This window comes from Siccirubricoccus phaeus (assembly GCF_008360935.1).
Lineage (GTDB): Bacteria > Pseudomonadota > Alphaproteobacteria > Acetobacterales > Acetobacteraceae > Siccirubricoccus > Siccirubricoccus phaeus.
The window spans coordinates 527715-543499 of record NZ_SRXO01000001.1; the positions used below are offsets into that span (position 1 = coordinate 527715).

Annotated in this window: 10 protein-coding genes; 3 read left to right on the forward strand and 7 right to left on the reverse strand. The window is 71.9% G+C overall.

The genetic code is table 11. From position 1 onward, the window contains the following. The first annotated feature begins 9 nt into the window (after positions 1-9). The gene (locus E5N76_RS02260) at positions 10-804 is read left to right on the forward strand and encodes an SDR family NAD(P)-dependent oxidoreductase (RefSeq protein ID WP_149535668.1); all 795 of its coding nucleotides are present in this window, start codon (positions 10-12) and stop codon (positions 802-804) included. 622 nt (positions 805-1426) lie between these two features. Here the strand turns inward: E5N76_RS02260 and E5N76_RS02265 are convergent. The 3 genes from E5N76_RS02265 to E5N76_RS02275 all read right to left on the reverse strand — a co-directional run bounded on the left by E5N76_RS02265 (position 1427) and on the right by E5N76_RS02275 (position 5557). Then, positions 1427-2476, reverse strand: coding sequence for an alpha/beta fold hydrolase (locus E5N76_RS02265; protein ID WP_187829926.1), 1050 nt, complete (start codon positions 2474-2476; stop codon positions 1427-1429). A 144-nt stretch (positions 2477-2620) separates the two neighbouring features. Then, positions 2621-3826 carry a CaiB/BaiF CoA transferase family protein gene (locus tag E5N76_RS02270; RefSeq protein WP_149535670.1) on the reverse strand — a complete coding sequence of 402 codons (1206 nt, stop codon included), beginning with the start codon at positions 3824-3826 and terminating at the stop codon, positions 2621-2623. Positions 3827-4087: 261 nt separating this feature from the next. After that, positions 4088-5557, reverse strand: a complete 1470-nt coding sequence (locus E5N76_RS02275) for a malonyl-CoA decarboxylase (protein WP_149535671.1) — start codon at positions 5555-5557, stop codon at positions 4088-4090. 483 nt (positions 5558-6040) lie between these two features. Here E5N76_RS02275 and E5N76_RS02280 point away from each other — a divergent pair, with 483 nt between their 5' ends. Continuing rightward, positions 6041-7552, forward strand: coding sequence for an aldehyde dehydrogenase family protein (locus tag E5N76_RS02280; RefSeq protein ID WP_149535672.1), 1512 nt, complete (start codon positions 6041-6043; stop codon positions 7550-7552). Positions 7553-7746: 194 nt separating this feature from the next. On the opposite strand, the gene ku is transcribed toward E5N76_RS02280, so the two are convergent. From ku to E5N76_RS02295, 3 genes are all read right to left on the reverse strand, one after another. Next, positions 7747-8610 carry a non-homologous end joining protein Ku gene (gene ku, locus E5N76_RS02285; protein ID WP_149535673.1) on the reverse strand — a complete coding sequence of 288 codons (864 nt, stop codon included), beginning with the start codon at positions 8608-8610 and terminating at the stop codon, positions 7747-7749. After that, positions 8610-11864, reverse strand: coding sequence for a DNA ligase D (gene ligD, locus E5N76_RS02290; RefSeq protein WP_149535674.1), 3255 nt, complete (start codon positions 11862-11864; stop codon positions 8610-8612). The genes ku and ligD overlap by 1 nt, the downstream gene beginning before the upstream one ends. A 240-nt stretch (positions 11865-12104) precedes the next feature. Further along, on the reverse strand, positions 12105-13418 hold the full coding sequence (locus E5N76_RS02295; RefSeq protein ID WP_187829927.1) for an MFS transporter: 1314 nt from the start codon (positions 13416-13418) through the stop codon (positions 12105-12107). A gap of 1009 nt (positions 13419-14427) precedes the next feature. Here E5N76_RS02295 and E5N76_RS29305 point away from each other — a divergent pair. Beyond that, positions 14428-14571, forward strand: coding sequence for a hypothetical protein (locus tag E5N76_RS29305; RefSeq protein WP_187829928.1), 144 nt, complete (start codon positions 14428-14430; stop codon positions 14569-14571). Positions 14572-14620: 49 nt separating this feature from the next. On the opposite strand, the gene E5N76_RS02300 is transcribed toward E5N76_RS29305, so the two are convergent. Then, entirely contained in the window at positions 14621-15670 is a 1050-nt protein-coding gene (locus E5N76_RS02300; protein WP_149535676.1) for a zinc-dependent alcohol dehydrogenase family protein, read from the reverse strand. Positions 15671-15785: the final 115 nt, after the last annotated feature.

Genomic DNA, 15785 nt, shown 5'->3' on the forward strand with positions numbered 1-15785 from the left:
GGAAGCACAATGAACACCGATTGGCTCGGCCTCGGCGGCAAGGTGGCCGTGGTGACGGGCGCGGGCGGCGGCATCGGCCGCGCCTGCGCCAAATCCTTTGTCGAGGCGGGCGCCTCGGTGATGCTGCTGGACCTGGATGGGGAAAGGCTGGCGGCGGTCGAGCGCGAATTGCGCGGGGCCGGCGGGCAGGTGGCGGCGCAGGCGTGCGACACCACCTCCGAGGCGGCCGTCAAGGCCGCGGCGGAGGCGGCGCAGACGGCGCTGGGGCCAGCGGATATCCTGGTGAACAATGCCGGCATCCTGCGCCCCGGGCCGCTGGCGTCGCTGACGCTGGCCGAATGGAATGCGCTGCTGGCGGTGAACCTCACCGGCTACCTGCTCTGCGCCCAGGCCTTCCGGCCGCAGCTGCTGGCGCGGCAGGGGGGCGCCATCGTCTCCGTCGCCTCCATCGCCGGCCGCAACCCGCAGCCGCGCTCCGGCGCCTATTCGCCGAGCAAGGCCGGCGTGCTCATGCTGTCCAAGCAGCTTGCCCTGGAATGGGGGCCGGACGGCATCCGCAGCAATGTCGTCTCGCCCGGGCTGGTGCGCACGCCGCTGTCGGAGGCCTTCTACCAGGCCCCCGGCGTGGCGGAGAAGCGTGCCGCCATGGTGCCGCTGCGGCGGGTGGCGGGGCCGCAGGACATGGCGGATGCGGTGCTGTTCCTGGCCAGCCCGCGCGCCAGCTACGTGACCGGCGCCGAGATCCTGGTGGATGGCGGCCTCGACCAGATGGTGATGGAGCTGACGCCGCGGCCCGGCTTCTAGCATTTCCCACGACGTCGCTGCGCGACGCCGCGGGAGCGCTGAGCGACCGGCGCCTCCCAGACCCGTCGCGGCAAAGCCGCGCCGGGGCAACGGGCGGCGCATGCGGCTGCGCTGCGCGCAAGCGAAGGCACGTTCAGTGCCTTCGACGGCGTCGAAGGCAACCATTGCCCTGGGCCATGGGGCCGGAACGCTGTCAAGGACTTCGCCGCGCGGAGCGCAGTGCCGCTGCGCGGCATCCTTGACAGCGTTCCGGCCCCATGGCTGTCGCGAGAGGTCGCCCGATGGTGTCGAGCGCCCCATAAGGGACCTCGCTTAAGGAGAGCAGCGTCGGGCCGCATGAACACCGCCACGCCACCACGCCGCCGGCTGCGGCGCGCGCGCCGGAACGCCGGGTTGTCGATGCGGGTCGCGGCGCTGTCGGTGCGATGGTTGCTGCGGGAGGTGGCGCCGCTGGCGCGGGGCGACACCGGGGCGTGGCTTTTGCGGCGGCCTCCCCGCAGGGCGCGGCGGTGCTGAAGCTGGCGCGCCATCGACCCGCGCGGCGCGATCGGCCACCCTGTCCTCGCCCGCACCGCTCGGCGCCTCGATATCCTGGCGGAGGTCGCCGCTGGGCTGGCCGGGGCTAGGCCGCGTCGCTGCTGGTCGCCGCCTGGGTGGTGGAGGGTGCGGCGGCCCCCTCGCTCGCCGCCGCCAGCGCGCTCTCGCCCGAGGCGCCCTGCGCCAGCCCCTCACAGAAGGCCCCGAGGGCGCGGACGGACAGGCTTTCCCGGTGCCGGTCGTAGAAGCCGCAATGGCCGCCGCCCCGCACCACCAGCTTCAGCACCGCGGGACAGGCGCGCCAATCCACCCCGGCCAGGCTGTCCACCGGCACCAGCGGATCATCCGCCGCCATCAGCAGCAGGGCCGGGCGGCGCAGCCGGGGCAGGGCTGAGGCGGGGCGATTCAGCTCGCAGAACACGGCATAGGAGGGGTAGCCGAAGCGCGGCGCCGTCACCTCCGCCTCGAACTCCGTCAGGCTGCGCGCGGCACGGGCGGCGTGGCGCAATTCCTCCGGCAGGTCCTTCGCCGGCACCGCCAGCACCTCCCGCCGGTACATGGCGAGCAAGGCGCGGCCCAGCAGCCAATTCGCATCGATGCCGGCATGCGCCAGGGCAGGCTCCAGCGGCGGGCAGATGGCGGCGACGCCCAGCAGCGCCGGCATGCCCGGCTCCGCCAGGTGGCGGTCCAGCAGCAGCAGGCTCAGCGCGCCACCCAGCGACCAGCCGGCGACGATCACGCCATGCCGCACCATGGCCGGTGGCAGGGCGCGGAGCGCGGCGGCCAGATCCTCGCTGCGGCCGAGATGGTAATGGCTGGTGCTGCGCGGCTGGGAGAAGGCGCTGCCGCGCAGGTTCAGCCGCAGCACGGGGAAGCCGCGGCGCAGCAGGCCCTGGGCGGCCTCGCGCAGATAGGGGTCGTCCTCCGTGCCGGTCAGGCCGTGCACCAGCACCGCGAGCGGCCGGTGGGCCGCGGCCTCCGGCGCGTGCAGCATGGCGGCCAGCGCGTCGCCGTCGCCGAGGGGCAGCCACAGGCGATGCCCTTCCGGGAGGGCGGCGGCGGTGAGGGTCCGCAGCGCGCGCAGCGTCTGCAGCGTGCCGCCGAGCCAGGGGGGACGGGCGCGAAAGGGGATCATGCCGGGCCGAACGCCGCGCGGCCCGTCAGCGTTGCCCCGACTCATGGTTTCCAAAGGCCTTTCGGCCTTTGGCGGGTGGGGGTTCGGGGGAGGGTCGCGCCGTAAGGCGCGCGTTACGGCGCGACGCCCTTCCCCGATGCCGGCTCAAAGGATGCCTTTTTCCTTCAGCCCGGCGATCTCCGCCTCGCTCATCCCCAGCACCTCGCCCAGCACCTCCTGCGTATGCTGCCCCAGCACCGGCGCGGCGCTGCGGTAGGAGGGCGGGGTGCGGGAGAGCTTCACCGGGTTGGCGATGACCTGCACCGTCTCGCCCGAGGCGTGCGGCATGTCCACCACCATGTTCCGCGCCTGCACATGCGGGTCGGCGAACACGTCCTTCAGCGTGTTGATCGGGCCGCAGCCGATCTTCTGCGCCTCCAGCGCGGTGATCCATTCGGCGGTGGTCTTGGACTTCATGACGGGCGTCAGCGTCTCGGTGACCAGGTCCCGGTTCTGCACCCGCACCGGGTTGGACGCGAAGCGCGGATCGCTCAGCAGGTGTTCCTGGCCGAAGGCCTTGCAGAAGCGCTCGAAGGTCGGGTCGTTGCCGACCGCCAGGATGATGTAGCCGTCTTTGGTCGGGAATTCCTGGTAGGGTGCGATGTTCGGGTGCTGGTTGCCGAGGCGGGGCGGGTTCTCGCCCGTGGCGAGGTAATTCATCCCCTGGTTGGCCAGCCAGGCGACATGGGTGTCCAGCATGCCGATATCGATCTGCTGCCCCTCCCCGGTCGCGTGGCGGTGATTCACCGCGGCGAGGATGCCGATGCAGCCATAAAGGCCGGCGAAGAGGTCCGCCACCGGCACGCCCACCTTCTGCGGGGAGCCCTTGGGCTCGCCGGTCAGGGACATGACACCGCCCATGGCCTGGATCAGCGCATCGTAGCCCGGGCGCGGGGCGTAGGGGCCGGTCTGGCCGAAGCCGGTGATGGAGCAGTAGATCAGGCGGGGAAACTTCGCGGCGAGCTGCTCATACCCGAGGCCGTACTTGGCCAGCGCGCCGACCTTGAAGTTCTCCACCAGGATGTCGCAGCTCTCGAGCAGCTTCAGGATGACCGCCTGGCCCTCGGGCTTGGCGATGTCCAGCGTCACCGATTTCTTGTTGCGGTTCACGCCGACGAAATAGGCGCTTTCCTTGGTCTTCGGCACGAAGGGCGGGGCGAAGCCGCGAGTGTCGTCGCCGGCTTCCGGCCGCTCGATCTTGATCACCTCGGCGCCCAGGTCGCCCAGCATCTGGGTGCAGGTGGGGCCGGCGAGGACCCGGGTGAGGTCGAGGACGCGAAGGCCCGCGAGGGGGCCGGTGGGGTTGGGCATGCTCTTCTCCATCCCGGGGGCGCGAGATGTGTGTCATGCCCCAGATGGGGCGCGGGGGGAAGGTTGGGGGGCGCTGCCCCCAAGCCTCCGCCGGGGCCAGGACCTGGCCCCGGACCCCGGTCTGAGTTTTGGGCCTCGCTGATTCAACCAGCCGACTCACGGCAGGGTCCGGGGCCAAGCCTTGGCCCCGGCGGGGGGTTGGCGGCACTGCCGCCAACGGGCAGAGTCCCCTGCCCGGGGTTTGGGGGCGGAGCCCCCAACCTACCCCGCCCGCGCCGCCGCCTTTTCCTCGCCCCCCAGCAACCGTCCCAGCGCGAAGCGGCTGCTACCCGGCGCCCCGGCCGGCTTGGGCGGCGCCAGCAGCGCCTCCACCGCGGCGGAGCGCACCACCTGGCCGGAATGGATGAAGGCCTCGTGGTTCGCCTCGATCGCCTCGGGGTCATAGAGGTAGTTCACCATTACCCCGTGGCTCTCGCGCAGCCCCCGCTCCGCCCTGTTGCCCAGCCAGTTCACCCGTTCCAGCCGCGCGCCATTGCCCAGATGGAAGCGCGCCACCGGGTCCATCCCGCCCATGCCGGAATTCGGCCGCGTCAGGTAGCTGGCGGCCAGGCGCAGCAGCGCCGGGCGCAGCGCCGCCTCCCGCGCCGCGTCCTCCGGCCAGCCCGGCGCCACCAGGGATTTGAAGGCGGCGACCACATCCTCCTCCCCGGCGGCGGCGACCAGGGCGGCGGCCTCCTCCGGCAGGAAGGGGCTCGCCTCCCCGCCCAGCCTGCGGTCCAGCCAGCGGCGGAAGCCGGGCACGGGGGAGAGCGTCGCGAAGCGGGAAAGCTGCGGCAGCTCCGCCTTCAGCTCCTCCACCACCTGCTTGATGAGGAAATTGCCGAAGGAGATGCCGCGCAGCCCCTCCTGGCAGTTGGAGATGGAATAGAAGATGGCGGTATCCGCCTCCGCCGCCCGGCCGATCTCGCCATCGCGGGACAGCAGCGGCTGCACCGCCGCCGCCATGCCGCGCACCAGCGCGACCTCGACGAAGATCAGCGGCTCCCCGGGCAGCGCCGGGTGGAAGAAGGCGAAGCAGCGGCGATCCGCCTCCAGGCGCCGGCGGAGATCCTCCCAGCCCTGGATCTCATGCACCGCCTCATAGGCGATCAGCTTCTCCAGCACCGCCGCGGGCGTCTGCCAGTCGATCCGGCGCAGCTCCAGGAAGCCGCGGTTGAACCAGGAGGCGAAGAGGTGCCGCAGGTCGGAATCCAGCGGCCGCAGCGTGGGATGCGCCTTCAGCAGGCCGAGCAGCTCCTCCCGCATGCGCACCAGGGTCGCGGTGCCGCCGGGGCTGTGGTTCATGCGGCGGATCAGCTCCTGCCGCGGCGGCTCGGCGGCATCGGCCAGGCGGGCGGCGGCCTCGGCGCCGGGGGCGGCGAGCCAGGCCTCGGCGGCGGCGCGCAGCCTGGCCTCGTCCGGGGCGAAGCCTTCGGCAAGGAAGCGATAGAAGCCGAGGCGGTCTTCCGCCGAGAGGGTGGCGAAGGCATCGCAGAGCGCCCGGGCGACGGCGGCGCCGGAGGCCTCGCCGCGCTCGGACAGCAGGGTCTCGGCCAGGGAGCGGGCACGTTCCAGCGGCGGCAGGGAGGTACTGGGCACGTCGGCGAAGGCCCGGCCCCGCTCGGCGACGGTGGCCCAGAGCCGTTCCAGCCAGCCGCGCGATTCGGGAAGGATGGAGATAGTGGAGGCCATGCCGGCGGATGCTCCTGCGGGGTCGGGGGGAGCCTAGGATAGATGGTGGGGGGCCGGGAACCGGGCTTGGCCGCCGGCGCCGCCGTGGCGGCGCCCCTCACCCACGCTGCGGCGCGGGGCTGGGGGCGGCGTTGGCTGACGATATCTTTTCGATGCCCTGATCGCCCTCGCGGCGAGGCGTGTCGGGTGCGCCTATAACCCTCCCCGTGCCGCCCGAGGCGCGAGCCCTCCCCTAGAGCGTGATCGGTTGAGGTCGAATCGACCGAAACCGTGAATCACGCGACCGAACAATGAGCTAGAGCGGGGCGGGTGAGCGCAGCTCAATCGATCCCGCTCTAGCTCCGCGAGGGAGGATTGGATGGGGCCTCGCGGCTCCGCTCCCACTGCGGGATGCAGCGGCACACCCGGACACCCGCCCCGCTTGCCCTCCGCCCCCTGCCGGCCCATGGTCGCCACCCCCAGAGATCCCCCGGGAGGACCCTCATGCTCGACCGGCCCATGCCGACCCCCGCCGCCCCGCTGCTGGACCCCTTCGCGCTGGCCAAGGCGATGTCCGGCTATCACTTCATCGGGGGCGGCTATGTGCCGGGGCGGAACGGCAAGAATTTCGCCGTGGTGAATCCGGCGACCGGCCAGCAGGTGGCCGAGGCGGCCGAGGGCGACGCGGCGGATGTCGAGGCCGCCGTCCAGAACGCCGCCCGCGCGCAGAAGGAATGGGCGAAGCTGCCGGCGCGGAAGCGCGGCGCGCTGGTCTATCAATGCGCCGCGCTGCTGAAGGAGCACCAGGAGGAACTCGCAAAGCTCATCGCGCTCGAGACCGGCAAGGCGCTGCGCACCGAAAGCCGGGTCGAGGCCGGCGTTGTCGCCGACATCTTCGAGTTCTTCGGCGGCCTCGGCTCCGAGCTGAAGGGCGAATCCGTGCCCTTCGCGCCCAATGTCCTGTCCGTGACGGTGCGGGAGCCGCTCGGCGTGGTCGGCGCCATCATCCCCTGGAACGTGCCGATGCTACTGATGGCGCTGAAGGTGGCGCCGGCGCTGGTGGCGGGCAATGCCGTGGTGGTGAAGAGCGCGGAGGAAGCGCCGCTCGCCGTGCTGCGCATCTGCGAGCTGATGAACCGCATCCTGCCGCCCGGCGTGTTCAACATGCTCTCGGGCTACGGGCCGGAATGCGGCGCGCCGCTGGTGGCGCATCCGCTGGTGAAGAAGCTGACCTTCACCGGCTCGGTGGAGACCGGCAAGATCGTCGCCCGCGCGGCGGCGGAGAAGCTGATCCCGGTGACGCTGGAGCTGGGCGGCAAGTCGCCGATGATCGTCTTCGCCGATTGCGACTTCGAGAAGACGGTCTCCGGCGCGCTGACCTCCATGCGTTTCACCCGGCAGGGGCAGAGCTGCACCGCGGCCAGCCGCATCTATGTCGAGCGCCCGATCTTCGACCGCTTCGTCGCCGCCATGAAGGAGGCGGTGAACAAGATGGTCATGGGCGACCCGCTGGACGAGAAGACCGATATCGGCACCATCGTCTCCGAGGGCCAGCTCCAGAAGGTGAAGGGCTTCATCGAGGAGGGGACGCGGACGCCGGGCGCCACCGCCCATGTCTGCTCCGCCATGCCGAAGGACCCGGCGCTGAAGAAGGGGCTGTTTATCCAGCCGGTGATCTTCACCGGCCTGACGAAGGAAAGCCGGCTGGTGCGGGAGGAAATCTTCGGCCCGGTGACGGTGATCGCGCCCTTCGACGATCCGGAAAGCGTGCTGGCCGAGGCGAATGACAGCGAATACGGGCTGGCCGCCTCGCTCTGGACCAACAACCTCAAGGTCGGGCTGGATCTGGCGCACCGGCTGGAAGCGGGGCTGGTACAGATCAACCAGAACCTCGTCGTGCAGGCCAATCTTTCCTATGGCGGGGTGAAGAGCAGCGGCCTCGGCAAGGAGGCCTCGCTGGAGGCGATGCTGGAACACTTCACCCATAAGAAGACCATCATGGTGAATATGGACTGAGGCAGGCGGGGTAGGTTGGGGGCTTCGCCCCCCCCACGCGCCACCAGGGGCTCCGCCCGTTGGCGGCAGTGCCGCCAACCCCCGCCGGGGGGTGGACCACCCCCCGGACCCCGGTCCTGGTTTGCAGGTTCAATCCTCGGGTCTGGAACTCGGACCAGGGTCCGGGGCCATGCCGGCAACGGGCAAGGCCCCGATCAAGCCCGCCGCTTGCCCCCGGCCGCCCGCCGCGCCGGCTTGGCCGCCGGCGCCTTCTTCGCGGCCGGCTTCGCCCGCCTCTCCTCCTGCCCCAGGCTGCGCTTCAGCGCCGTCATCAGGTCGATGACATTGTCCTCCGGCGCCTCTTCCGCGGGCTCGCTGATCTCCTCGCCTTCCAGCTTCGCCCGGATCACCTCGCGCAGCCGCGCCTCATAGCGGTCCTCCATGTCCTCCAGCATGAATTCGCCGGTCTGGCGGTCGATCAGCTCACGCGCCAGCTTCACCATGGCCGCATCGGGCTTCGCCTTGGGCAGATCGGCGAAGCTCTTCGCCGGGTCGTGCAGCTCCTTCGGGTCGTTCAGCGTGTGCAGCACCAGCCCGCGCCCCAGCGGCATGACCGCCACCGACCGCTCCCGCCGCGACAGCACCAGCCGCGCCAGCCCGATGCGCTTCGCCTCGGCGATCGCCGCCTGCAGCACGGTATAGACGTCCTGCCCCGCCTCCCCATCCGGCAGCAGGTAGTAGCTGGCATCCAGATGAATCGGGTCGATGGCGTCGGCGGTGACGAATTTGTCCAGCGTCAGCAGGGAGGAGCTTTCGATCCGCGCCCGCGCGAAATCCTCCTCGTCCAGCAGGACGAAGCGGTCCTTCTCGAATTCATAGCCCTTGGCCAGCTCGCTCCGCCGCAGCTCCTCGCCGGTCCCGGCATCGAGGGTCAGCATGCGGATGCGGTTGCCGGTGTCCGGGTTGATCATGTGGAAATGCAGCGCCGCCGCCGCATGCCGGGCGCTGTAGAGCGCGACCGGGCAGGAAACCAAGGCGAGGCGCAGATGGCCGCGCCAGATCGGGTGTCCCTCGGGCATCAGGGCAGCTCCTCCGGCAGGGTCTGATCCAGCTTCGCCATGCCCGCCCAGGGATCGGCCTTCTGCCGCGCGAGCCGCGCCGGGATGGTGGCGATGGTGAAGGCAGCGGGGTCGAGCTTCGTCGTCACCTCCCGCCAGGCGAGCGGCGTCGCCACGGTGGCGCCCGGCCGCGCCCGCGGGCAGTAGGAGCAGATGGCGGTCGCCCCCGCCCCGTTGCGCAGCCAGTCCACCAGGATGCGGCCGCGCCGCTTCGCCTTGGGCACGGTGGAGATGAAGCGGTCCGGCGCCTCCTTCTCCAGCGCCCGGGCGAGGCCGCGGGCGAAGCCGCGCACCGTTTCCCACCCCGCCTCCGGCCGCAGCGGCACCACCAGATGCAGCCCCTTGCCGCCGGTGGTGCGGCAGAAGCTTTCCAACCCCATCCCCTGCAGCCGCTGCCGCAGATCGAGCGCCGCCTGCACCACCTCGGCGAAATCCACCCCCTCGCCGGGGTCGAGGTCGAACACCACCCGGTCGGGATGCGCCGGGTCGGCCAGGGTGGCGCCCCAGCCATGCAGCTCGATCGCGCCCATCTGGGCGCAGGCCAGCAGCCCCTCCCGGTCGCGGATCGCGAGGTAGGGCTGGCCCTCCGCCTCGCCCTCCGCGATCTCGCGCGGCATGCCGCGGCCGCCATGCTTCTGGAAGAAATGCTCGCCGGCGATCCCTTCCGGGCAGCGCACCAGGGCCAGCGGCCTGCCGGCGATCTCCGGCAGGGCGCGCGCCGCCACCGCCTCCCAATAGGCGGCAAGGTCCTGCTTGGTGATGCCGGGCCAGAGCTCGCGCTCCGGATGGGTGATCCGCATGCCGCCGACCTCCGCCGTGCCGCGCGCCGGCTTCGGCGCATGGACGATGACCCCGGCGCGCGGCCGCTTCGGCCGCAGCGCGGCCCGGGGCACCTCCGGGTTGGGTACCGGCCGGACCACCTCGGCGGGCTGCTTGTCCTCCCGCAGCCCGAGATAGGTGGAGTGGCGCAGCCGCCCCGCCCCGGTCCAGCCGATATACTGCACCTCCGCGACCAGCTCCGGCCGCACCCAGGCGATGGTGGCGTCGGGCGGGTCGCCGGCCAGCAGCATCCCGGCGGGCGGCGGGGCGGCGAGCTGGCCGAGCCGGCGGCGCAGCGCCACCAGCTCCTCCCCGGTGAAGCCGCTGCCGACGCCGCCGGCGTAATGCAGCCGCCCCGCCTCGTCATGATAGCCGAGATGCAGCGCGCCCAGCCCCTGGCGGCTGCCGGCGGGGGGCGTCCAGCCGAGGACGATGAATTCCTCCCGCCCCTGGCACTTCACCTTCACCCAGTCGCGCCCGCGGATGCCGCGATAGGGCGACTCCGCCCGCTTGCAGATGATGCCCTCCAGCCCCAGGGCACAGGCCTGCCGCCGCACCCGTGGCGTCTGGCCTTCCAGATGCTCGCTGTAGCGCAGCCCGCCGCGCCAGGGGCCGAGCCCTTCCAGCGCCGTCTTGCGGTCGATCAGGCGGCAGGGGCGGAGGTCCCAGCCATCCAGGTAGAGCAGGTCGAAGAGATAGAGGTAGAGCCCCTTGCGCCGCCCGCCCCGGCTGAGCGCCGCCTGCAATTCGGCGAAGGAGGAGAGGCCGTCGGGGCGGAGCGCCACCAGCTCCCCATCCAGCAGGGCGGTTTCGGCCGGCAGGGTGGCGGCGGCGCGGGCGAGGTCCGGCAGGCGGTCGGTCCAGTCCTGGCCGTTGCGGGTGATGAGGCGGATGGTCTTGCCGCGCTTCTCCACCAGCAGGCGGTAGCCGTCGAATTTCACCTCGCTGAGCCAGTCGGCGCCTTCGGGCGGTTCTTCCACGAGGGTGGCCAGGGCAGGCTTCTGATCCTCGGGCAGCTCGCCCGGGATAGCGCCGGGCAGAGGTGGCTCGGCCTTGGCCTGGCGCCTGCGCGGCGTGGTGCGGGCAGCCGGGGCGGGCGCAGGTTCTTCGGTCTCCGGCACCGGAGGGGTCGCCTCGCGGCGGGATGCCAGCCTTGCCACCTCCGAGGCCGGTTCCGGGCGCCCCGCCCGGGGCGCCGGCTGCGCCTCCTCCGCCGCTGCCGACCGGCGGGCTGCGCGCTTTGTCCGGGATGTAGCTTCCGTCTTCTCTGCCGCCGGCGAGGAAACAGCGCGCTTCGTCCGGGATGCAGCTTCCGTCTTCTCTGCCGCTGGCGAGGAAGCAGCGCGCTTCGTCCGGGACGCAGGTTCCGCCTTCCCTGCCGCCGGCGAGGGAGCAGCGCGCTTCGTCCGGGACGCAGGTTCCGCCTTCCCTGCCGCCGGCGAGGGAGCAGCGCGCTTCGTCCGGGATGCAGGTTCCGTCTTCCCTGCCGCCGGCGAGGAAGCAGCGCGCTTCGTCCAGGACGCAGGTTCCGCCCTCGCCGCCGCCGGCAAGGGAGCAGCGCGCTTCGTCCGCGATGCGGGTTCCTCCTTCCCCGCCCCCGGCGGAGGAGCGGCGCGTCCCGTCCGCGATGCGGGCTCCGCCCGCTCCACCGCCGGCGGCGGAGCGAGGCGCGCCGTCCGGGCCGCGGTCCCTGCCCTCCCCGGCGCCAGTCGCGGCGCGGCCGGCTCCGCCTGGCGAAGGGGCACGGGCTTCGCCCGCTGCGGCGCCGGGGGCGCAGCGGCGCGCTCCGCCTCGCGGACGGAGCCGGGCTTCGCCTTCTCCGGCACCGGGCGCGGGGCGGGGCCGGGTGCCGCCTCCAGCGCCGTGGCATCGGCGCCCTGCCGCTCTGCCCCGTCATGCTCCTTGATGAGCAGCCAATTCTCCGCCTTCTCCCGCCCGCGCGGCTTCATCCGCACCAGCGCGAAGCCGCCCGAGAGGCGCTGGCCGGAGAGGCGGAATTTCAGCTCCCCCGCCGCCAGCCCGGCCGCCGGGTCGCCCACCGGCTCCCAGCTTCCCTCATCCCAGATCTCCACCTCCCCGGCGCCGTAATGGCCTTCCGGGATGCGGCCATGGAAATCGGCATAGGCCAGGGGATGGTCCTCCACCCGCACCGCCAGGCGCTTGTCGGCCGGGTCCAGGGAAGGCCCCTTCGGCACCGCCCAGCTCCACAGCACGCCGCCATGCTCCAGCCGGAAATCCCAGTGCAGCCGGCGGGCGGCATGTTTCTGCACGACGAAGCGGCGGCGCTTGCCGGTGGCGCGGCCGCCGGGGGGCGGCTCCGGCGTCGCGGCGAAGTCGCGCTTCGCCCGGTAGGTGGCGATGGAGGTGTCGCGGGGGGTGGCGGCGCGGGAGGCCATGATGTCCCGGCAACGTCACGCCGATGCCGTGGTTGCCGCGCGCCGGCCCGCGGGGTGGCGCGACGCATCGCCAGCCGGCGGTGGGCGGCATGAGCGCCGCCGGAACGAGACGCCGCCGAGGATCGCGACGCCCCTCCCCCGTCCGGCGGCGGCCCTCCCCGGCGAGGAGACCGGTGCGGCCGAAGCCGCCCGGCTCCGGCCGGCCTTTCGGTTAGCGCCCCGCCACCCGGCACGGCCGGGTCAGGGGAGCTGCTCCTTCTCGAACACCTCCAGCTCCGCCCCCAGGACCTTGCCCCTGGTCTCGGGGCCCAGATAGACGCCGATGATGAGGACGATGAGCGAGCCGATGGTCGCGTACATCATCGGCAGGGCGAAGCCCATATTCTGGTTCACCGCGTAGTAGGTGAGGATCGGCGCGACGAAGCCGCCCCAGATCGCCCCCTGGTGATAGACGAAGCCGGCGGCGGAGGCGCGGATCTCGGTCGGGAACCGCTCCGAGAGCCAGCACGGGTTCAGCGTGTCCTTGCCGCCGACGATCAGCGCCTGCAGCAGGAAGCCCAGGGTGAAGATCAGCGGGTCGATCGTCGTCAGGTAGATCGGCGTGATGAAGATCGCGATGGTGCAGGGGATGATGAGCGCCCAGCGCCGCCCGATCCGGTCCGACATGGCGCCCCAGAAGGCCGAGGAGACGAAGACCAGGATGTTGCCCCAGAACAGCGGCACCGCCACCATCGCCGGCGTCCAGCCCAGCTCCTTCTGCAGATAGGTGCCGGGCAGCGCCCAGATGGCGTAGTAGACGCAGAAATTGGCGGCCATCCAGAGGCAGCCGGTCAGGGTGTTCCAGAGGTATTTCCGCTTGAAGATGGCGAAGAGCGGCAGCGTCACCGCCTGCCTCGTGGTCGCCTGGATCTTCTGGTTCTCGGCCCAGACCTCCGGCTCCTTCACATAGGCGCGGATCCAGAGGCAGACGAGGGCCGGCAGCACGCCGAGGATGAGCATGCCGCGCCAGCCATAGCCCTGCCCAAGCGATTCCATCGGCTCGTAGAGCAGGCCGTAGGCGGCCGCCGAGAGGGCGTAGCCGAGGCCCCAGGAGCCCTGCAGCACGCCTGACATCAGGCCGCGGGACCGCGCCGGCCAGGATTCCATGGCCAGCGCCGCGCCCGCCGGCCATTCGGCCCCCATGCCGATGCCGAGCAGCGCCCGGAAGAAGAACAGGAAGGCGAAGTCGGGCGAGAAGCCGGCGAAGAGGTTGCACAGCGAATACCACAGGATGGAGATCATCAGCGGCGCCTTGCGGCCCATCCGGTCGGCCAGCCAGCCCGCCGCCGTGGCGCCGACCAGGCGCAGCCACAGCGTGACGGCGAACACCGCCGTCACGGCGGTGAGCGGCACGTCGAATTCCTGCGCGATCGGCAGCATGATGAGCAGGAAGATGGTGAAGTCGAACGCATCCAGCGTCCAACCGAGCCAGGCTGCCAGATAGGCGTACCACTGGTCCTTGGTGGGTTCCTTCCACCAGGGCACGGCTTTCCCCGCCTTCGGCGCTGCGGACATGTTTGACCTCCCTGTTCTGCCGTTATCGTTTGCTGCGCTTTGCACGCATGCCGCCATGCCTGGCGTTCGGGCGGCACTCATGGGCCGGGCCTGATGATCGGTCCGCCGATGCTGTTCCTGGCCTCAGGGGATGGCCGCGACTCCCGGCGGCCCGCCAGGCCGCAGCCGGCCGGCCATGCCCACCGGCGGGTCTCGGATGGCAGGCCGGTCATTCCGCGGCTGGCCCTGGCCCTGGCAGCAGGGCACCCTGTCCCGGCCCGCCGCGAGGGGCGGCGCCGGCAGGCCGATCCCGGCCCGGCGCGGGTCGCGGCTCAGCGGACGGGACCTTCGCCGGAATGCTCCCGGGAACGCCAACATGGCGGCGGCGCAGGCCATGCGCGGCAGGCCGGCCGTTTCCCGGCACGCCTTGCGATGCGTCTCGGCATCCGGTCCCCTCCCTGACAGGGCAGAGGCGAAGGCGGCATGGCGTCGGGGTATCGGTGGTTGTAGCAATCAGGCGGCCATGAGGACCCCGATCTGTCGCAACGGCTCTAACCCTGGCGCGAGGCTAGTGTCCTGATTCCGAAGTCCTGCGGACTTCGGTCTCGGGCCACCAGCTTTTGGTTTCAGTGGCCTGCTTGTCCGCTGCGTTCGCTGGAAATCCAACGAACTTCGCAGGCAGGACACTAGAGCCCGGCGCGGCGACGGGGCAACAGGCTTCTGCCGCCCTCGCCGGCGGTTGCCGTTCCAGGCTTGTGCGCGGCGGGCGGCATGGGCTGCGGGGGGTGGAGCTGCGGCGCCCTCCTCCGCTCCGGCCGCGCTGCGGATCGCACGCCCGGGCTGGTGCCCCTCGGCTGGTGCCCCATGGCTGGTGCCCCATGGCTGGTGACCGGGCGCACAGCCGGGAAAGGGCGATCAGCGGCATTCGCCGCGGCAAGCCTGCCGCGGAGGAGTCATGGCCCCTTATCGTCCCGCCATCTGCCAGGCCGCCGGATGCACCGGCGCCGCAGGACCGCTTCGCCTCGCGCCGATGGCGACGGGCGCCGACGGGCTCTGGCTTGCCCTCGCCAGCACCTGGCTGCAATCCGCCCCCGCCATGGGCGAGGACCGCACGGCGCCCGGCGCGGCAGCCGCGGCGTCCCGTCCCGAGCCCGGGATGCCGCCGGGCGGCTGACCCTCGATCCGCCGCACGCCCGGAGGGGCCAGGCCAAGGGCGACGACCGCTACATCAGGAACACGCCCTTCCCGGTATTCTGCTGGTCGAACAGCTTGTAGGCCTCCTCCGCCTGGTCGAGCTTCCACTGATCGGTGAAGAGGCTGTCCACGCTCAGCTTCCGGTCGATGATGAAGCGCGCGCATTCCGCCTGGCCGACATTGGAGAAGGTCCAGGAGGCGATGACCGTCGCCTGCCGCCGCAGCATGTCCGGCGAGACGTCGATGGTCACCTCGCCGCCCTCGCCGACGAAGCAGCAGGTGCCCCAGACCTTCAGCGCGCGGATCGCCTGGATGCGCGCCTGCGGCGAGGAGGAGGTGTCGAGCGTCAGATCGGCGCCGAGGCCGTGGGTGAGGTCGCGGATCGCCTCCACCGGGTCGGCGTTGGAGGGGTTGATCGTCTCCGCCGCGCCGAATTCCCGCGCCCGCTCCAGCCGCTGCGGCGAGATGTCGAGGGCGATCACCCGCGCGCCCATGGCGGTGGCGAGCTGCGTCGCGGAGAGCCCCACCGGCCCCTGGCCGAAGATGGCGATGGTGTCGTTGCCGGAGATGTTCATCCGGCGCAGCGCGCCATAGGCGGTGCCGGTGCCGCAGGAGATGGCGGCGCCGGCGGTGAAGCTCAGCGCCTCCGGCAGCGGCACCAGGGTATTGGCCGGCACGCACATGTAGTTGGCATGGCCGCCATGGGAGTTGTTGCCATAGACCTTCACGCTGGTCTGCTGGCAGAGCTGCTGCCAGCCGGTGCGGCAATGGTTGCAGGTGGTGCAGCCCTGGTAGTGATGCACCATCACCCGCTGCCCCACCTGCGCCTGGCGCGGATCGACGCCCGGGCCGATGGCGGCGACGACGCCGCAGGGCTCATGTCCGGCGATGGTCGGGCCCACCGGCGTGGCGAGGCCGTTGTTCTGCCGCACGCCCTTCGGCCGGCGATACTGCTTCAGGTCGCTGCCGCACATGCCGGAGGCCTTCATCTCCAGCACCACCTCGCCGAAGCCCGGGGTGGGGTCGGGGAAGGACATGATCTCGAGCTGCCGGTCGCCGGTGAACACCACGCCACGCATCGCGCTTCCTCCTCGCTTGCTTGGGCGGGATGCTAGAGCAGCTTTGCGCCGAGTGGAAACCGCCGGCGTGATGCGGCGGCAGCGGCCGTCGCCGAGGGCCCGCCCAGGGCGGGAA